20 protein-coding genes are annotated in these 18,807 nt (G+C 52.5%); 4 read left to right on the top strand and 16 right to left on the bottom strand.

The features are described 5' to 3' along the window. Positions 1 to 13 precede the first annotated feature (13 nt). Positions 14 to 841, bottom strand: a complete 828-nt coding sequence (locus K0B01_00180; protein ID MBW6484559.1) for a hypothetical protein — start codon at positions 839 to 841, stop codon at positions 14 to 16. A 255-nt stretch (positions 842 to 1,096) separates the two neighbouring features. On the opposite strand from K0B01_00180, the gene K0B01_00175 reads away from it, so the two are divergent. The 4 genes from K0B01_00175 to K0B01_00160 all read left to right on the top strand — a co-directional run bounded on the left by K0B01_00175 (position 1,097) and on the right by K0B01_00160 (position 3,402). Continuing rightward, complete coding sequence (locus K0B01_00175) at positions 1,097 to 1,972, top strand: YitT family protein (GenBank protein ID MBW6484558.1); 876 nt, start codon at positions 1,097 to 1,099, stop codon at positions 1,970 to 1,972. Between the two features lie 72 nt (positions 1,973 to 2,044). Then, positions 2,045 to 2,716: a peptidase C39 family protein gene (locus K0B01_00170; GenBank protein MBW6484557.1), complete on the top strand. Its 672-nt coding sequence runs from the start codon at positions 2,045 to 2,047 to the stop codon at positions 2,714 to 2,716. A gap of 77 nt (positions 2,717 to 2,793) precedes the next feature. Continuing rightward, on the top strand, positions 2,794 to 2,952 hold the full coding sequence (locus tag K0B01_00165) for a hypothetical protein (protein ID MBW6484556.1): 159 nt from the start codon (positions 2,794 to 2,796) through the stop codon (positions 2,950 to 2,952). A 30-nt stretch (positions 2,953 to 2,982) separates the two neighbouring features. Then, positions 2,983 to 3,402: a GGDEF domain-containing protein gene (locus K0B01_00160; protein ID MBW6484555.1), complete on the top strand. Its 420-nt coding sequence runs from the start codon at positions 2,983 to 2,985 to the stop codon at positions 3,400 to 3,402. Here K0B01_00160 and K0B01_00155 read toward each other — a convergent pair. The 15 genes from K0B01_00155 to ftsZ form a co-directional block, all read right to left on the bottom strand. Further along, on the bottom strand, positions 3,389 to 3,652 hold the full coding sequence (locus K0B01_00155) for a hypothetical protein (protein ID MBW6484554.1): 264 nt from the start codon (positions 3,650 to 3,652) through the stop codon (positions 3,389 to 3,391). The genes K0B01_00160 and K0B01_00155 overlap by 14 nt on opposite strands. 191 nt (positions 3,653 to 3,843) lie before the next feature. Then, positions 3,844 to 5,019: an aminotransferase class V-fold PLP-dependent enzyme gene (locus K0B01_00150; protein MBW6484553.1), complete on the bottom strand. Its 1,176-nt coding sequence runs from the start codon at positions 5,017 to 5,019 to the stop codon at positions 3,844 to 3,846. A 200-nt stretch (positions 5,020 to 5,219) separates the two neighbouring features. After that, positions 5,220 to 5,444, bottom strand: coding sequence for a DUF3343 domain-containing protein (locus K0B01_00145; protein ID MBW6484552.1), 225 nt, complete (start codon positions 5,442 to 5,444; stop codon positions 5,220 to 5,222). Beyond that, positions 5,444 to 6,070 carry a sulfurtransferase-like selenium metabolism protein YedF gene (yedF, locus tag K0B01_00140; protein MBW6484551.1) on the bottom strand — a complete coding sequence of 209 codons (627 nt, stop codon included), beginning with the start codon at positions 6,068 to 6,070 and terminating at the stop codon, positions 5,444 to 5,446. The genes K0B01_00145 and yedF overlap by 1 nt, the downstream gene beginning before the upstream one ends. Positions 6,071 to 6,404: 334 nt before the next feature. Beyond that, positions 6,405 to 7,154: a 3-hydroxyacyl-ACP dehydratase gene (locus tag K0B01_00135; protein MBW6484550.1), complete on the bottom strand. Its 750-nt coding sequence runs from the start codon at positions 7,152 to 7,154 to the stop codon at positions 6,405 to 6,407. Next, positions 7,151 to 8,431 (bottom strand): 2-hydroxyacyl-CoA dehydratase family protein, encoded by a 1,281-nt coding sequence (locus K0B01_00130; GenBank protein MBW6484549.1) that lies wholly within the window; start codon positions 8,429 to 8,431, stop codon positions 7,151 to 7,153. The genes K0B01_00135 and K0B01_00130 overlap by 4 nt, the downstream gene beginning before the upstream one ends. 817 nt (positions 8,432 to 9,248) lie before the next feature. Next, a complete protein-coding gene (locus tag K0B01_00125) occupies positions 9,249 to 10,061 on the bottom strand; it encodes a purine-nucleoside phosphorylase (GenBank protein ID MBW6484548.1) in 813 nt (270 codons plus the stop codon). A gap of 43 nt (positions 10,062 to 10,104) precedes the next feature. Beyond that, a complete protein-coding gene (locus K0B01_00120; GenBank protein MBW6484547.1) occupies positions 10,105 to 10,812 on the bottom strand; it encodes a hypothetical protein in 708 nt (235 codons plus the stop codon). 525 nt (positions 10,813 to 11,337) lie between these two features. Beyond that, positions 11,338 to 11,622, bottom strand: coding sequence for a helix-turn-helix domain-containing protein (locus K0B01_00115; protein MBW6484546.1), 285 nt, complete (start codon positions 11,620 to 11,622; stop codon positions 11,338 to 11,340). 3 nt (positions 11,623 to 11,625) lie between these two features. After that, positions 11,626 to 11,946 carry a type II toxin-antitoxin system RelE/ParE family toxin gene (locus tag K0B01_00110; GenBank protein ID MBW6484545.1) on the bottom strand — a complete coding sequence of 107 codons (321 nt, stop codon included), beginning with the start codon at positions 11,944 to 11,946 and terminating at the stop codon, positions 11,626 to 11,628. 531 nt (positions 11,947 to 12,477) lie between these two features. Further along, entirely contained in the window at positions 12,478 to 12,705 is a 228-nt protein-coding gene (locus tag K0B01_00105; GenBank protein ID MBW6484544.1) for an addiction module protein, read from the bottom strand. A 220-nt stretch (positions 12,706 to 12,925) separates the two neighbouring features. Further along, positions 12,926 to 13,105: a hypothetical protein gene (locus K0B01_00100; GenBank protein ID MBW6484543.1), complete on the bottom strand. Its 180-nt coding sequence runs from the start codon at positions 13,103 to 13,105 to the stop codon at positions 12,926 to 12,928. A gap of 28 nt (positions 13,106 to 13,133) precedes the next feature. Then, a complete protein-coding gene (locus K0B01_00095) occupies positions 13,134 to 15,863 on the bottom strand; it encodes a UPF0182 family protein (GenBank protein ID MBW6484542.1) in 2,730 nt (909 codons plus the stop codon). After that, entirely contained in the window at positions 15,860 to 17,587 is a 1,728-nt protein-coding gene (locus K0B01_00090; GenBank protein ID MBW6484541.1) for a radical SAM protein, read from the bottom strand. The genes K0B01_00095 and K0B01_00090 overlap by 4 nt, the downstream gene beginning before the upstream one ends. Positions 17,588 to 17,656: 69 nt before the next feature. Beyond that, a complete protein-coding gene (gene ftsZ, locus K0B01_00085) occupies positions 17,657 to 18,802 on the bottom strand; it encodes a cell division protein FtsZ (protein ID MBW6484540.1) in 1,146 nt (381 codons plus the stop codon). Between the last annotated feature and the right edge of the window lie 5 nt (positions 18,803 to 18,807).

Below are 18,807 nucleotides of genomic sequence, written 5' to 3'. Positions count from 1 at the left end.
TGTTGTTCTTTCCTTATCTCAACCAGGAAGGCAGTTTATCGTCTGCGAGACCGGCAAAGCTGCACTTTATGCCGCAATCCTTGCAGGCCCCCTTGACGGCGGCAAGCGGCGGCTCTCCTTTGATGCCGCTTATGAACTCCATGCAGGCGTTTACGTCATCATCGGTCCCTTCGACAATCAGCGTAACGGCGCCTTCTGCTCCCCCCCATCCGCCGGCGGCAAAAGGAATCGCCTCGACGCCGAAGAGAGAATCGAGCGCTTCGATTTCGGTAAAGATGCGACTGTCGGAGACGCAGGCCATGCCGACAACGGCGCCTATGGATTTATCCAGGTTCAGCGTTCCTCCGTATTTGGCCGCTTCGGGCACCGAGGGGATAAGCTTCTCCAGGCCGACCGGGTAGATCGTTTCCACACCCATCGCCTTCAGCGCCATGTAAAACTGCCCCATCGTCCCACCTCCCTTGCCCGCCATCGCAACGCCGACATTCCCGTAGGGATCGACCGCATTGGCTCCTTTCAAGAGGAGATCGCCGGGGGTCATCTTTTCTATAACGGCGCCCGGGTCCACGTTCAGTATTTCACCTTTATGAAAGACGACGGGTTTTGTTCGCAGCCCCTGTCCCAGAACGCAAAGCACCCCCTTTATAACCATCCCTGCCGCGTATCGTTCCTTTGCGATTTTTTCCCCGAGCAGTTCTTCGAGGATGAAGGCGTTTGTCGAACCGCGGGAGACAACAAGATACCCGTTTCCTTTCGCCTGCTGAATTTCCGGCAGAGCTGCAACCGCCTTGCCAATCAGCCTTTTTGCTTCCGAAGATGTTAATGTGAAGAGAGCCTGCATATCTTTCTATCCTCCTTGTTATTTATCGACGACCTGTGCCCATGGGGGTGGTCATTCATCGGTGAGCGCCTTTTGTGAAGTTGCTCGATAACCCTGGCTCATTTCTATACGTCTTGTTGTGCTATGTCAATGACTTTCAAAACATCCCTTTTCCGATTGTCGTCAATATCGTTGAAAAAGGCTTTGCATGATGCTAAAAGATTTTCACAGATAGCGAGGGTATCTTATCCGTCGGGCAATTGGGAGAAAATGGCAATGAAGAGTCTTTCCTGGCAGGCGAGCTGGTCATTTTTGAAGACCGCCGGTTGGAACCTTTTGCTGATGGCGGCAGGCGGCATCCTTTGCGGCATTGCGATCAACGGGATACTGATTCCCCGCGGTTTTGTCAGCGGCGGTGTGGTGGGTTTTTCGATCCTGAGCCACTACCTCTGGCCGGTTTTATCGGTAGCCGCCATCTATTTTCTGCTGAATATTCCCCTGTTCATAGCCGGCTGGTTCTTTGTCAACCGCCGGTTTTTTCTCTACAGCATAATCGGGATGATTATCTTCACGACGGCCGTTTCTCTCGTCCAAATCTCGGTTCCGGTCTATGACAAACTGCTTGCCGCGTTGCTGGCCGGGCTGATTCAGGGCCTTGGTTCCGGGATTATCCTGAAATCACAGGGATCAGCCGGAGGCACGGACATCCTGTCGGTCATCCTTCACAACCGCTTTTCCATCCGCCTGGGAACGACCATTCTGAGCTTCAACTCTCTCATTCTGGGCGCTGCCGCATTTTTATTTTCTCTGGAAGATGCGCTTTACACGATGCTTTATCTCTATGTCGTGACGAAGATTGTCGATCTCGTTGTTACCGGTTTGAGCCAGAGAAAGGCGGTTTTTATCGTTACGCCGTGCTGGGAGAAGGTAGAAGCCCGAATCCTGGCGGAAATCGGGCGGGGAATTACCATTCTGCACGGTCAGGGGGCGTATTCGGAAAGGGAAAAGAGGATCCTCTACACGGTTGTTACCTTTCAGGAGCTATCCGTTCTGAAGAACATAGTCCGGCAGGAGGATGCTGAAGCCTTTGTCGTTATTTCCGATACCGCGGAGGTCATGGGAAACCGCATCGGCAATCAGGCGCACTGGTGACGGGCGCAAAAGTCTCCTTTTCCAATGTTAATAAAAATTGATCCTTGATCTCGGAACAAAGGAAAGCATTTTATGATGTTCAAAATACCTTACTACGCCCAAAGCGCCGAATTTACCTGCGGCCCCGCCTGTGTGTTGATGATTTTAAAGCATTTTGACCCCCATCTGAAGCTGAACCGCTCCCTGGAGTTTGAGGTGTGGCGGCAGTGCAACATGATAGGGATAAGAGGTGCCGACCCTTTCGGAATGAGCGTTCCGTTGCTGAATGCCGGTTACCGTGTGCACCTCGCGACGCAACGCAGGCGGATGATCGACGCTGATTTGTGGAGACGACGGCTGCAGGAAAGTGAATTTACCCCGGAAGAGGAGGAATTGGCTTTTTTCGGGATTGCCGAGAATAGAAAACGTGCCCTGGGCCGCGGTCTGACCGTGGAGCAGGGGCGATTGACGGTGGAGCGGGTAGTCCGGGGGTGCCGCGAAGGTCTAATCCCGCTAGCGCTGGTGCACATGGGGGTGGTGCATCAGTTGGATATCCCTCATTGGGTTGTGGTGACGGATATCGGAGATGCTCGGGTAGTCTTGAACGACCCGTATCCCCCGAAGGGGGGAAAGGGCATTGTCGTGAGCCGGGAGGAGTTGCAAAAGATGCTCGATGATGTCGGAACCAGGATCGGTCTGAGCCCCTCGGTCATCTTTGTCGGAAAAGGCGCCCCTGTGTCGCCGGCAGGCAGACAGCAGGCATGATTTTGGAATGAGACAGATAATCGGACTTCTGAGATGAATAATATTCAGTAGATATTTACAATGGCGGAGGAGGACTTATGACTGACCTTTCCCGGGAATTTGAGCAGGCCCTTTTATCCCTTGATCGCCTGCAGGCAAGAAAACTTGTAGCCCATGCCGCAAAGCAACTGATACCGCTGGAGCTTGTGGAGAGTGTTATTGTTGCGGCTCTCACGCGCATTGGCGAGAGCTGGTAAAAGGGGGGGGCGGCCCTGTCGCAGGTTTATATGAGCGGCCGCATCTGTGAGGAGTTGGTGGATGGGCGCCTGCCGCCCGGCGATCCGAAACGCCTTGACCAGCCGCCGCTGGCCGTGCGGCCGGGCGATTTTGTGGCGCGTTACGGGGGAGAGGAATTTGCCGTCATTCTGCCGGGGACGAAGGCAGCGGGAGCTGTTCATCTCGCCGAAAAGATTCGCACTTCTGTCGAGAAATACTGCCTTCCTCATGAAGATTCGCCAGCCGCCTCCTGCGTTACTCTTAGTCTGGGGATAGCGCAAATTGAGCCGCCGGTAAAGATTGAACTTACTGCCGGGGCGCTGTTTAGCGCAGCCGACGCCGCTCTGTATGAGGCAAAACGGCAGGGACGAAACCGTGCGGTTTTTAAAAAAATTGAAGCGCCGAACGGGGATAGGATTATTCCGCAGTGATGCCTCGATAGAATCGGGACGGACCCGCGAGGATATCCCAATCGTTTTCCTGAAACAGGGTGCGGCATTTTTGAGCGTCATTTCCTCGCCCCGATTCGGTTCGTTCCGCCGTATCGCGTGGATTTGCTCCCATTTCTGCCCAGAAGAGGTTGGCGCCGGCAATAGCCCCCAGTGTGCAGGGTTCGTGGATGCAGTTTCCCGGAACATCCCTGGGCGTTCCGAGACGCGTGACGGCGGTGATCTGGGCCATGCACTTCCGCCTTGCCTCCCGTAAGTTCCTTTGAGAGGCGATTGGCTTCCGCCATGATCTGATAGGTTGCCCCGGAAGCAGGGGGATAACTCAACAGCTCTACCAGCTCTTTCTTGGAGAAATTCCCTCCATCCAGGGACTTCTGTATTAAATCATTGATTTGCATGCTTATTACCCTCTATCCGTGAATGTCAAGTTCCCGCCGCCAGAGAGCGAATCGCCTCCAGGGCGAGATAAATTTCCTCGTCCTCGTTGAAGTAGCCGAAGCCGAAGCGGATTGTTCCCTGGGAGAAGGTGCCGATTGTCCGGTGCGCGGCAGGGGCGCATTGCAGCCCGGGCCGGCAGAGGATGCCGAAACGTTCATCGAGTTCAAGCGCCGCCTCGGAGGGAGAAACGCCGGCGATGTTGAAAGCGACGACGGCTGTGCGGTTCGCGGCGTCGGGCGGCCCGTAAACGGTGATGCCTTTGAGAGAAGCAAGTCCCTGTAGAAATTTCTGCGTCAGTCTTTCTTCTTTGCGGCGGATTGCCTCTATCCCCGTCGCGAGGACAAAACTAACCCCGGCGCCCAGGCCTGCGATTCCGATGGTGTTCGGGGTGCCCGACTCGTATTTGTCGGGCAGGAAATCTGGCTGCGCTTCGAACTCCGAGCGGCTTCCCGTTCCGCCCATCATTAAAGGCGGGAGCTGCTTTTCCATTCCCTCCCGGATGTAAAGCCCGCCCGTTCCCTGAGGCCCGAAGAGGGACTTGTGGCCGGAAAAAGCCAGCAGGTCGATCGCCATGTCTTCAACATGGATGGGCAATGCTCCTGCCGTCTGGGCAGCATCCACGCAAAACAGCAGTCCCTGTTCCCGGGATATTTGTCCCAGCTCGGCAAGGGGCTGGACGGTTCCCGTGACATTCGAGGCGTGGGCGACAACCAGCAGGCGGGTCTGTGGCCGAATCGCGGCGCGGACATCCTCGGGATTCAGCCTTCCTGCCCTTGAGCAGGCAACGACAGACAGGCTCACCCCCTGCTTCTCTAAAAAGCGCAGGGGCCGCATGACGGAATTGTGCTCCATGCTGGAGGTTATGACATGATCGCCCGGATGGAGGAGCCCCAGCAGGGCGATATTCAGCGCTTCCGTGGCATTTTTGGTGAGGACGATTCGGAGTGAATCCCCGATTCCGAAAAGCTCCGCCAGCGCCTCCCGGGCCTCCAGGATGATTCGCCCCGCAGCAAGCGAGCGCTGGTGACCGGACCGACCGGGACTGCCGCCGGCCATTTCGTTGCAATGGCCCATCGCCGCAATCATTTCTGGTGGTTTGGGCCAGGTAGTGGCGGCGTTATCAAAATAGATAAGCCGGTTTTCTCTCGAAGCGGGTTGCATCATTCGCCTCCTGTGTAGATTAAAATAGAATTTGTATTAACAATATCGCTGTGTTACATTGCGAGTGTTTTTGGTGCTTTAGGCAACCGCACCGGAAGCGACAAAGCGCGTCCCTCCAGTTTGACGAGGGCATCAAGCTTTGCTTTATGAAAATTAAGCTTCGCTTTGATCGTCCGTTGCGCCCGCTCCGGGCAAGGGGGTTATAGAAGCACCGTTCTTTCCCAGGTCACCAAATTCTTCAATGTTTCTGCCACAAGTCCCTGCTGCTCCACGAAAACACGGAGGCAGACGCCGCAGTCAGAACTGATCTGGCGAGGAACGGGGATCAATTTATGGACGATCCCCTGTTCCTTGAGAATCTTCTCCGCCTTCAGCGCATGGTTAACCGAAGGAAACAGAAATACGGCGTACGGCGGCGCTTCCATCACGGGCGCACCAGTTGGGCGGCGTCCGCCATCGTTTCGAGGATTTCGTACATATTGGAAATACGTCCCGCCGCGATCTGCTCGCCTAGCCCGAAATAGTTCACGCAGGTTCCGCAGACGAGGATGTCCACCCCGGCCTGCGCCAGTTGCTGCAGGTCATCGAGAACCGCCGAATCCTGCACTGCGAGCTTTACCCCGGCGTTGTAGCAGATGATCTTCGCCGGCAACGGTTTGAGCTGCCCGAGGGTGTGGAGGAAGGCCCGGATCAGGACATCCCCAAGGACGTCGTCTCCGCGCCCCATGCGGTTGTCGGAAAGGACCACCACGAAGGGGCCGGCTTCCTTTTTCGGCAAAACTGCGCAGGTCAGCTCTGCGGCGAGAGCGGCGTCGTCCACGGGGGGAGGGGCAGCAGCGCCAGTCCTCGTCAGCTCTATCTCCCGAACTCCTCCCTCCTTTTTAGTCACACAGATGCTGCAGGCCGTTTTGGCGGCCAAGCGGCTGATGTTCTCGACGGCAATGTCATCGTCCACCAGGACGGTCACTTCGGCGTTTTCCTCAAGCGCCTTTTTTGCCAACAGCACGGGCTGCGGGCAGGCAAGCCCGCGAGCGTCAATGGTTTTCTTCATATTTTCCAGCCTCCTTTTGGGTTTATACAGTACGGAACAATCACAATTTCTTTTTTCTTTCGAGCCAATTGCAAAACTATTTGTCATTCCCGAAAGCGGAGCTTAATGTACACAATGCTTCTATCGGGAATACGGTTTTTCAAGCAGTTAGAACCAGATTATGAACATTAAACTTCGTTTTCCCGCTTAAAATCATTGCGGCAATGACAGAATGTGAGAGTTTTGCAATTGCCTCTTTCCACTGATTTTTGCTTCGACTGACCGGCGGGTCAGTGAATAACGGTTGTAGAATATCAAAAGGAACGTAGAGACCCTCTTCCAATGGGGTGTGAATCTATATATCGGCTGATGCGCTCAACGCGGCCCCGATAGCTCCCACAATCTGAGGGTCGGGTGGCACAAAAACGGGTCTGCCCATTTCGTTTTCGAGAATAATTCTCATGCAATCGTTCAGCGCAACGCCGCCGGCAAAAAATATTTTCCCCGGCTGCGCAATTCTTTTCAGGAGGCCCGCCGAACGGCTGACGATAGCCTTGTGAATACCCAGCGCCACCTCGTCGCGCATCGCGCCCTGTGAAGTCAGAGACACAACCTCGGATTCGGCAAAGACAGTGCACATGCTGTTGATCTTCACGGCTTTACCGGCTGAAAGAGCCGCCTTTGAGAATTCATCAAGTGTGAAACCGAGCGCAGTTGCCATGATCTCAAGGAAACGGCCTGTCCCGGCAGCGCACTTGTCGTTCATTTCGAATTTATTCATGCGGCCTTCGTCATCCAGCGAAATGGCCTTCGTGTCCTGTCCTCCGATGTCAAGGATTGACCTGCAGCCGCTCGAAAAAAAGCGGGCGCCCGAGGCGAAGGCAGTGATCTCGCTGATCACCGGACAGTTAAGGTGTCCTCCGAGCAGATGGCGGCCGTATCCGGTGGCGGCGATGACATCGAAGGCGACGCCGTTCATAAGTTCCTGCGCCGTTTCCAGCGGGTTGTGCGACGTTAATGATTTACGGGAAAGGACAAGCTTGCCGCGTTCAAGCACGGCAAGCTTGATCGTCCGTGATCCTATATCAATGCCTGCATATCTCATTTTTTCTTCAACCGCTCGACAAAGGCCTCAAGCCTTGTCTTTAGCTGGCCCGCGTCTTCCTGGCTGTAATCGGTTTCCAGACGCAACGTCGGCACGCCCGATGTTTCCAGCTCTTTTTCCACGGGACCGCTTTCCATGATGTAAGGCTGACAGAATTGCAGGCTATAATGAATGACGCCATGCGACCCGAGTTTTTTCGTCATTTCCTTTACGTACTCGACCCGCGACGGGTTCGGCGTAAAAACAGCGCAGTCGATATTGAAATATCGTTCGGTGATTGAATCAAGGATCTCTTCCACCGTTTTCCCCGTGGGCTCCGTCAGCCAGCGCACGCCGCGTTCGCCCACGCAGGATTCCTCGCCCACAATGACCGCGTTGCTTGCTTCAATGAGCATGGGCAGTTTCCAGTTGGGAACGGCCATTGGACATCCGGAAACCAGCAGACGGGTTGTCCCCTTCGCGAAAACGCCAGTTCCTTTTTTCACGCGGTCTTCCAACTCGTCGCAAAGTTTATTGACCGAGTCGGTAAAGCGAATTGGGTCATCATAGAAAAACACCTGATTCACGAGCAAAGCGTCCAGACCGGATATCGGTGCCGGGTCGGCGGCGCGGATCGCGGCGAGTCTTTTAACGGCATTTCGTTTTGCATTAACGACTTCAATCCCCTTTCTCAGCGATTCAACGGTTATTTTTTTACCGCTTACCTCTTCAAGTTTTTCGATGAACTTGCGGTATTCTTCCTTCAGCAAAGCCTTGCCCATAGCGGTTTTCATCTGGGGCATGTCCATGATGTACAGGTCTTTGACCAGCGGGGCCAGAAGCTCATACGACTTTTTCTTGCCGTCGCAGGTAGTTTCTCCTACAATGACGTCGCTTGATTCCATATAGGGACATACCTTCCCAAGCTTGAAGCCGAAAGCAGATTTGATGAGTGAGCATGTATTTCGGGGCAACAGCGTTTCGGCGCCTTCAAAATTGAATTCCGCCCCGGTGCATAATCCGACCGAAACTCCATCCACCGCAAGAATCAACTCTTCGGGAACGAAAACGCAGAACGAACCTATTACTTTCCGGCCCTGCGCTTTCGCGTCCATAAGCTCCTTGATGCGCAGGCCATGCACTTCACTCATGACGAAATCAAAGTACTTCATTCCCTCCGGGCGGTTCTTTTGCGAAAGAAAAATATTCGCATATGCCTCTCCAAGAAAGGAAAGGAGCGCGTCATGACCCTTAAGATCAAGACCGAGTTCCGACCACATTTTTGTGTAATCCGACATGTTATGCCTCCTGATAGTGTTTGAATAGTTGCTTATAATTATTTATGTTCTGGCCATGGACAGCCGCCCTTTATTTTTTTTCTTTTTCATGAGGATGCCGTCCGCCCGGGATGGAAGGGAACAAGGTGAGAGGGGTCGCTTCCCATGTGGACAATCCAGCAGGGCAGAAGATAGACCGGCGCCTGAAGGGAAATATCCCTGATTTTTTGGGAAGGGTTCGATTTTTTTGAAGACAGGTTGACCAATGTTGCCTCCTGAATTAGTCATGCCGCGGTCTCCGCGGGTATGACCCTCAGGGGGACAAGGGGTCAGGGGGGAGAGACGGCAGAGCAGCGTTTTTCGAAGGACCGCCCGGGTCCTCTTTCAGCGCCTCATATTAACGGGGTAAATAATTGCAATGAATAACTCACTTAGATTGCTCCCTACACTTATGGGAAAATGGAATTTGTATAAACAATATCTGTATCTTACATCATGGCACTTTTGGGACCCGCGGACGTTGCGGAGCGTGTCCATTCATTTCCCGCGTTCGTTGTGCCCGACCCAAGCAGCGGGCCTTGTATGTCCATATATCTTTTGCGTTTCCTATATAAAATGCAACGCAACTTGTCAACGCCGATTTTATTTTTATGGATTTTCCCGCGTACCTGGTTGTTTTTTTAAAAGCCTGAGCCAATTGCAAAACTCCCAACGCTGTCATTCCCGCAACGCTTCTGGGCGGGAATCCATTTTTTTACTATTTGAAATCATGGATGCCCGACAAAAGCACTCGGGCATGACACGGAGTTTTGCAATTACCTCAGCCTGCCTGCTCAAATTACAATTGCCTTACCAGTTCAGTAAATATTTCAACAAGGTTGTCTTCCGCTTTTACCGCAACAGCAATGATGTCGTTTACGTCAATGGGTTCCAGGTGATCGGGGTCGCATTCATCGGTGATTATGGAAAGCGCGGCGCAGGGCAGGCCAACGTGATTGGCAACAATGACCTCGGGGGCAGTGGACATGCCGACAGCATCTGCGCCAATGGATTTCAGATAACGGTATTCGGCTCTCGTTTCCAGATTCGGCCCCTGCACCGCTGCATAAACACCCTGATGTAAAACGATCTTCTTTTCTTTGGCTATTTTTATAATAATTTCATTCATTTTGCTGGAATAGGGTCTGCTCATGTCGGGAAACCGGGGCCCCTGTTTTTCATCGTTTTCCCCCCGCAGGGGATTTTCGGGCAAGAGGTTTATATGATCCTCAATAAGCAGGAGCGTTCCCTTTTTAAAATTCAGGTTTATTGCCCCCGCAACATTGGAAAGCAGCAGATGCTTGACGCCCAGAGCTTTCATGACCCTTATGGGGAAGGTAATCTGCGGCATCGAATAGCCTTCATAATAATGGAAACGGCCCTGCATGGCGATGACCCTTTTTCCGCAAAGGGCGCCGCAGAAAAGTATTCCTTTGTGAAATTCAACCGTTGACTTCACAAAGTTAGGGATTTCCCCGTAATTTATTTCTGATTCAACCTCGATGAAGTTCAATAATTTACCCAGTCCGGTGCCTAATACAATGCCTATTTCAGGATCTTTAATCCCTTTGGCATGAAGAAAATCCACGGTTTGCTCTATTTCAGCCGTCATACGCACTGCATCCTTTTGCTTAGGGTCGGTCTGCTAGGGGAAGTTATTGTTTCAGCGCTTCCCTTATTTGTCTAACTGTCTGCGGGCCTTCGAATATCTTCTCCATCGCCTCGGCAAGAACGCCGTTGATTTGATCTTCCAGCTTTCCCTCCGAGAAAACAACGTGTTCCAGCGAGGAACTGCTTTCCGAACTGACGCGGTAGAAGATTTTTTTCTTTTGAACGTCTGCAAAAACAAGGCTGATCCGCGCCTTCGCGGAGTATTTTTTTATCGGTACGTTGTCCAGACAGGTGACGTCCAGTTCGTCGATGGCGCCGCCGACGAGGATGGTTCCCCAGCCCGGCAGAATAGTTTTTTCACTCTGATCCCAGGCGGTCTTTTCCGGAGAGACATTGAACCCGGATTGCGCAAGCAGCTTGCGCAGGGCCTCGGCCACCGCGTCCGGCGCTTTGACGTATCTCGGCAGAACCGGGATGGAGGAGGCGCCGGAGCGAATTACCCGGCCGAGCAGCAGGGTGTCGTCAATCTTTCTGCGATCAATGAAGTTTGCAACGGTAACGCTGAATTTCCGACCATCCGTCACGGCCGGGACAAGCTGCCTGGTTGGCTGATAGCGCAGATCAACATTGTATATTTTCGGCGCACAACCGGTTAGCAGAGTCATCCCGAAAAGGATGGCGAACAAGATATAACTGCCTTTCCGGTTTTTATTGCGGGCCGCAGAAGCGGGGACATTATTATCGATCATCATTCGTAGCCTCCAGTTGCTTGATTTATTCACTGTCGGGAATTTTCGCGAAACGAATCCGCCGCGGGCTATCCCGATGGTCCATCCGCAAAACCCCATGTCTGTAACAAACAGCGAACTCGTTATAGGTAGAACGGGATTGGTTGTCAATACAAACTGTTCTTCTAATGAGCAGGGAGCATAGACACGCCTCGCACTTAAAAATTCATAAAGACGCTTTTATTGTAGCTTTCAGTTGGAAGCGAACAGAACTGTTCCCGGAAAAATGGAATTTCCTGATTAGTGTCTAACACCTACAAGGTGAGAGCCAACAATTAATGTACCGAGTTGGTAAAATATGGCAAAATTCGTGCATCAAAAAAATGAATGCCGTTTGAAAGCGTGCATCCCCTCGGAATGCAGGACATACGTCCTTTCAGGAAGCACGCCTACACCTTACCCGACCACGAAATGAGCCGTCAAGTTTTTACATGATTCATCCCGAAGTCAATGACCATGAGGCAATCTCTCTGCGCCGGCCTTCCTATTTCACGCCGCCGTTTTCAGTCTGACATGCATGCCTGCCCTCGTGGCAAGAGTGACAAGCATTTCAAGGCTGAACCTCTCCCATTTTCCTCTAATCAGGTCCGATATTCTCGATTGGCTGACACACAGAATTTTCGCAGCATTGGCCTGCGTAAGTTTCTTGGTTTCAATGAACTTGCGGAGATTGGCCATAAGATCAGCACGCATCTGGAGAATTGCCGCCTCTTCCGGAGCATATCCAAGATCAATAAATACATTGCCGGATGACTTAATAATTGTCTCGCTCATAGATTATCCTCCTATTTGCTTGTAACGTTGGCGAGCCAAATCAATTTCTTGTTTACTCGTTTGTTTCGATTTTTTTTGAAATGCATGAAGCACATAAACCGCCTCGTGATGCTTCGCAACATAGAGAACCCGCCACTCTCCAAGTATGTGGATACGAATTTCCTTTACACCGGCTCCTACAATTTGCATCGGCTTCCAGTCACTCGGCTCAAGTCCTGACTGAATCGCGTAAAGATCAAAACCCGCAGCACGTCTCGCTTCATCAGGAAAGTTACTAAGATCATCGAGGCTTGATGCGATAAATTTCAGCGGCTTTATCTTCATGGAGGCATTATATAAGTTTTTGTATATTTGACAAGGACAAAATTCAAGGCATTTTAAATCGATGAATACCGTTTGGAAACATGCATTTCTGCCAAGAGCGACGCTTTATTGACTTCAGGAAGCTATACGCAAATCGTCGTACCCTCCTTTTGAAAAGAACAAGACCCGCTATTTCCGGTCGTAATCAAGCATTTTTTTCAAGGGCGACGGTTTACTGACTTCAGGAAGTTGTCCTTACTTCAACGCTATCGTCTGGACTTCCAGTAGTCCGGGTGCCGATGAAGATGCATGACCGCAAGGATGTAGATGCGATCGGACTCAATGCTGTATAGAACACCGTATGGAAAGCGATTGGTTAAACATCTGCGGATATCATCTTCCACAATTGGCCACGCGTACGTATAGGATAGGATGTTCTGTGCTGTGGAATTGACCTCCAGAAAAAAATCTTCTCCAAGTCCCGGTGAGCAGCTTTCGTAATATTCGATGGCCTCAAGGAATTCAGTTTCACTTCTGGATGAAAATCAAACGTCATCGTCCGAACCGTTCTCTGATTCGCGCAAAAACTTGATCACCTGGAACAGGATTGACTCGTCCGGACCGGAGTTCGGCAAGCCGACGTTTGGCAACCACTGCCCATTCCTTATCAATGTCCGGGTCTGGCATATTCAAGGTGCGAAGAAGGGAGTCAATCACTATGATGCGCTCTTCCACCGGGAGCGAGGTGGCCTCTTGAAGGATGTCCTCTGTGTTGTGCATAAAACACCTCCATAATTTCAGTACGACCATACCATGGGATTTTATCTTCTGCAATTATCAAAGGTAACGGAGTAACAAGTTATTGATAATCAATTGAAACCAAACATTTTCTTCGATGTTACTTATTTGTGGACTTCTAGGAAGTTGCCCTTGCTTTCGCTCATCTGAAAAATCATCATCCCGAAATTGCACGTTTCAACCCGAAAGCAACGCCCCAAGGCTATTTTTTCCGGTAAACGTTCAACCCGACCTTGGCCTCTTCGTGCCCGTCAACAGAGATATTTCCCTCTGTAGAGGCAATAATGACGGTTTTTCCTGACGATGACGGGCCAAAATCTTTTGACAAATCAACTTTAATGGTAAGGACGTTGCCTTCAACCTTCATCTCTACGTTCTTCATGGATCACTCCTTTTTTAATATGCTGTCGCTATTTTTTCTCCAGGTTTTTGAGAAGTTCGCCGGTTTTTTTCAGTTCCTCGCCGAAGGCCGCCCAATTTCCCTGGCGGAGCAGTTCCTGCGCCTTCAGGAAATGACCGAGCGCCTCAGCGGCGAGTTGCCGGTAAGTCCTGTCGCCTGCTGCCTCCGGTTTGGTTGTTTCCGGGGATGCTTTTTTGTCCTTTGCCACTCCTCCCCCGAAGATCTTCCGCAGGGCGGCATCGAGCGTCTCCTCCATGGCGATGTTGTTGCCGTTGGCGACGATTACCCGTTTCAGTTCCGGGAGCTGGCCGTTTTCGGCGGAGAGGTAGAGAGATTCAACATACAGTATTGATTTTTCGATGGGAATAGCCAGCAGGCTCCCCCTGATGACGTTTGACCCCCGCTGATGCCAGAGGGAAAGCTGTTGCGAGATTACCGCGTCCTGATCAATTCGGGCCTCAATCTGGCTGGGGCCGTAAACGAGTTTCTGCTTCGGGAATTTATAGACTATTACCTTGCCGTAGTTGGGTTCATCGCAGCGGGCGGCCATCCAGGCGGACATATTGTCTTTCAGACTGGGGGTAAAGGGCGACAGGAGGACAAACTCTTCTTTGACGGCATCCGGGAGTTTCATGATCGTGTAGTAGGGATCCATGGCTTTGCTGCTGCCGGAGGTCTTTTTGCCGGGGATGGACCAAAGGTCTTCCTTGTTGTAGAATACCCGCGGGTCCTGCATGTGGTAGGCGCGGTACATGCTGGCCTGGATCGACATCATCCCCGCCGGATAGCGGATATGACTCCGCAGTTCCGCCGGCAGTTCGTTCATCGGCTTGAAGATGCCCGGGAAAATCCTGCTGTATGTTTTGAGGATCGGATCGGCCGGGTCGCTGATATAGAGATTGATTGTCCCATCATACGCATCGACGACGGCCTTGAGAGAATTGCGGATATAGTTTCCGATAGCCGGGATCGGTTCCGAATAGGGGAAACGGTTGGTGGTCGTGTAGCCGTCAATAAACCACAATAGACGCCCCTCCGGCGAGATTACGAGATACGGGTCATCGTCAAAGCGGGCAAAAGGCGCAATCATCGCGGCCCTTTCCAGGACGTTGCGGTGGTACAGCACACGGCTTGTGGAGGTTATGTCGTCTGATAAAAGCATGGTGGCTGAGCCAAAACGGATTGAAAACAGGACCTTTTTGAAAAAGGAGAGGGGCACTCCCCCCTTGCCTTCGTAACGGTTGTAAACATTTTTGTCGCCCACCGGATAGTCGAATTCAGGCGCCTTCGCCTTGACAAAAACGAATTCGTTGGAGTTTTCTCCGAAATAAATCTCCGGGCGGGTAATGCGGATAGAGGCGGTTGCGACGGGCGGGATGTCCTTGATGAAAAAATCCGGGAGTCCCTCGGGGGAGATGCTGTTCACCGGTCCCATAACCGCCCCGTAGCCATGGGTGTAGGTCAGATGTTCGTTTACCCAGGTGCGGGAGGGGAGAGCCTTGTAGGATATTTCCCGGGGGGAGAGCATAACCTGCCGGTATTCGCCGTTGATAGTGTAACGGTCGTTGTCAACGCCGGTAAATTTGTAATAGGTTCTCATTTCCTGAAGCTGGCTGTAGGTTTGCAGGAGCGGCCCATGATTCCAGAGCCGGATGTTCTTGATGGTGAGGTTGTTGTTGATGATGTCCTGCGCCGTCAGGCTGTCCTCGGTGGGGAATTCCTTCTCTTCTATGTTGTCAAGGCCGTAGGCAAAACGGGTAAACCGGATGTTTTTTTCGAGATACGGGGTTTCTGCCGCAATCTCGTTAGGAATGACCTGGAATTTCTGCACCAGCGTGGGGTATATCCCCCGTCCCAGAAAGGAAACGGCGATTAAAAGAACAACTGCGGCTGCCGGAATCCGCCAGTCCGGGCGAAAGGCGTAGATGAGCATCGCCAGGCCGGCGAGCGCGTAGAGAATCATCATCAGCTTGAGAATCCACACCTGGGTGGTTACGTCTGTGTAGCCGGGGCCGAAGACTACCCCCCGTTTGGCGAAGAGAAGTTCATTCAGGTCAAGCCAGGCGCCGAATATTCCCCAGAAAAAAAAGATGGCGGCAAGCAGCGAAAGATGGGTGCGGGCCGCTGGGGACATGCGCCAGATGCGCGGCGGAATGAAGAGGAACGATTTGCGCAGCAGGTAGAGGAAGCCGGTCGCAGCGATAGTCAGGATGAGAATGAAACTCAACCAGCCCCTTATGTAAAGCAGCAGGGGAATCTTAAAGACATAGAAGCTTATGTCTTTTTCGAAAAGCGGGTCGGAAAGGCCGAAGGGGGAGGCGTTCAGAAAGAGCAGCAGGTTTTCCGATTGAGAGGCGCCGTTGAGGGCGGCAAAGATGGCCAGCAGCAGGGCGCCGGACAAAAGCAGCGCCTTCAGGGCGCCTGCTTCAATGTCCCGGAAGGGGAGGGGAAAGCCGCCGGCGGGATCGGCAAAAAGGGGCTTTTCCGAGAGGCGCAGCGCGACTCTGAAATTTATATAAACGATGAGGAAGAAAAGGATCCCGAAGCTTGCCCCGGCCTTGAGCTTTGCCAGGATGGTCACGCTGAATACCGTCTGATAGCCGACTTCCTGAAACCAGAGCCAATCGGTTACAAGCGAGATAATCTTTGTCAACATCAGGAATAAAACCATGGCGGCGACAACCACAGCGATCCCTATCTTCTGCCCGGATTGCTGACTGGAGGTGCTAATTGGAGTCATTTTCTGTTCTCCCTTTCTGTGTTTTCGGCAGGCAGCGAATGGCTGAGCGCCGCTTTATCGTACTCCCTGATTAGAGAGGACTTGGGAATATCTTGCTCGATGAAATCCCACGGCAGTATTTCATCGGTTTTTTTTCTCCGATACACATGGAAATCGGCGTCAATATTGGTTTCGTGAAAGGCTTGCGCCCAGTTGCCGTCCAGCTTGTGGGCGGCAAGCAGAAGTTTTCCGACCTCGCGGCCGCCGAGTGCCAGCAGAGCCTGGATATAATTCCATTTCGGCAATTTGTGGGTGACGCGCACCGATTTTTCATCACGCAGGCCCTGTTCAAGACGGCGGATACGCTTCCGGACTACGGCGATATTCACGAGCGGATGCCACTGAAAAGGGGTAGCCGCCTTGGGGATAAACTGATTGACGCTCAGAGTGATCAAGCGAAACCCTTTCTTCCCTGGCGACGAGGCATGGGCGCGGCACTGCATTTTTTTTACCAGATCAATGATCGCCTCGATATCCTGATCCGTTTCCGTGGGCAGTCCAACCATGAAGTAAAGCTTGATTTTCTCTATATCATATTCCATCAGGATATCAACCGCGGAAAGGATGTCGTCTTCATTTATCCCTTTGTTGATTGCTTCGCGCAGTCTTTGGGAACCGGCCTCCGGTCCGAAGGTGGCGGTTTCCACCCCTGTTTCCTTCAAAATGGCAGCCGTTTCCCGACTGAGGCGGTCCATGCGGAGTGAGCCTATGGCCACCTTACCACCGGCATCGAGCACAAAGCGGCAAAGCTGGACAAGGTCCGGATGGTCGGAGACAGCCGTTCCCAAAAGGCCGATCGTTTTTTTCTTTTGCAGCGCCCTTTCAAAGGAGGGCCGGAGCACCTCGAAACTGCGGAAACGCACTGGGCGGCAGGCAAAGCCGGCGGCGCAAAAACGGCATCCCCGGCCGCATCCCCGGCTGACCTCGACGAGGTACATGTTGCCCAGCTCCGTGTTTTTAGTGATAATTTCCTGCTCCGTTGTAAATGCGTCAATATTCGGGGAACGCATGCGCACTATCTTTCGGGGAAACTCGACGTTGACGGATTTCCGGGAAATGATTTGTCCGGTTTCTCCTCTTGCGACTTGGTAGAAGCGGGGTACATAAGCGCCGGCGATCCGCTTCTGGATTTCGGAAAGCAGCTCTTCGCGTTCCAGCTTTCCGCGCAGAGAGACGATAAGATCAAGAAAAGGGGGAATAATAACTTCTCCCTCGCCCACGAGAAACAGATCGAAGAAGTCGGCCAGGGGCTCGGGATTTAGCGCAACGGCAATGCCCCCGCCCAGGATTAGCGGATACATTTCATTCCTGTTTTCCGTTGCCAGGGGGATTCCTCCCAACTCCAAAATCTGCAGAATATGGGGATAGTCGTTTTCGAAGGAGAGGGAAAAGGCAACGATGTCGAACTCTGTAAGCTGCCTCTGGGATTCGACGCTGAGCAGGGAAAAGCCCTCGGTTGTTTCAGACAAGTCGTCAGGCTCAGGATAAAACGCCCGTTCGCACAGGCAAGCCGGGTGGTTGTTGATCAGCCGGTAAACAGCCTGAAAGCCAAGGTTGGACATGCCGATGCGATAGAGGTTCGGATAGACGAGGCAGACGCTCAGGGTATTTCCCCAAAGTTTTTGTGTGCATCCCTCTTCCGCGGCCAGGAGGTCAAGGATTCGTTTTTTTTGTTTCCAGGACATCCTGCGCCTCACAAATTTCTTTGACTTTCAGATATTCGACTAATCCCTCACGAAGGACGTCTTGCGTCTCTAATCAGCCTGGCGTCTGAGGAAGGTGGGGATTTCCAGATCATCCACGTCGTCGGATTCGGTTTTTTCTTCTTTGTCGAACAACATGTCTGCCGATTTTTCATCCCTGATGAATGTAGGAATCGAGATATTGCTGCCGCGTCGCAAGCCGGGAAACTGGGTAACATTCCCTTTGGCCCTGGACTCGCCCGTTTCAAAACCGGTGGCGATTACCGTTATCCGTATTGTATCGCCCATATTTTCTTCGATGACTGTGCCGAAGATGATGTTTGCGTCCTCATGCGCCTCCTGCTGAATCATCGAAGATGCCTCGTTGATCTCAACGAGGGTCATTCCCGGGCCCCCGGTTATGTTCAAAAGGATGCCGCGCGCTCCCTGGATCGTGTTGTCTTCGAGCAGGGGGGAAGAGATCGCCCTTTGGGCTGCCTCAACCGCCCGGTTGGCCCCTTCCGCTGCTCCGGTTCCCATGAGGGCAATGCCCATCTGCGACATTATTTTCTTTACATCGGCGAAGTCGAGATTGATCAGTCCGGGAACCATGATCAGATCGGAGATCCCTTTTACGGCGTGGTAGAGGATGTCATCCGCCTTGCGGAAGGCGTCTATAAAAGAAAGATCAGTCCCTCCCACGCTCAGTAGTCGCTGATTGGGGACGATGATCAGGGAATCCACTGTCTTGCGAAGGTCGGAGATCCCGGTTGCCGCCTGATCGTTCCGTTTTTTCCCTTCAAACTGGAACGGTTTTGTCACCACCGCCACGGTCAGGGCGCCCAGCTCTTTGGCGATCTCAGCGACTATTGGCGCTCCGCCGGTGCCGGTGCCGCCGCCCAGGCCCGTGGCGATAAAGATCATATCGGACCCTTCCAGGTTTTTCCTAAGCTGTTCGGTTGATTCAACGGCTGCCTGTCGGCCGATTTCCGGATCGGAGCCGGCGCCCAGCCCCCTGGTGAGTTCCGCGCCAAGCTGTATCTTGATGGGGGAGTATGACGCGGTAAGCGCCTGGGCGTCGGTATTGGCAGTTATAAAGTCAACCCCCTGCAGGTTATCCGCAATCATGGTATTGACTGCGTTTCCCCCGGCTCCGCCTATCCCGATAACCCTGATTTTGGCAGTTTTCATAAAATCTTTCTCCGCTAATTGAAACATAATTT

This window comes from Syntrophobacterales bacterium, assembly GCA_019429105.1.
Classification (GTDB): Bacteria; Desulfobacterota; Syntrophia; order Syntrophales; family UBA5619; genus DYTH01.
This window is presented reverse-complemented; position numbering and strand designations above follow the sequence as displayed.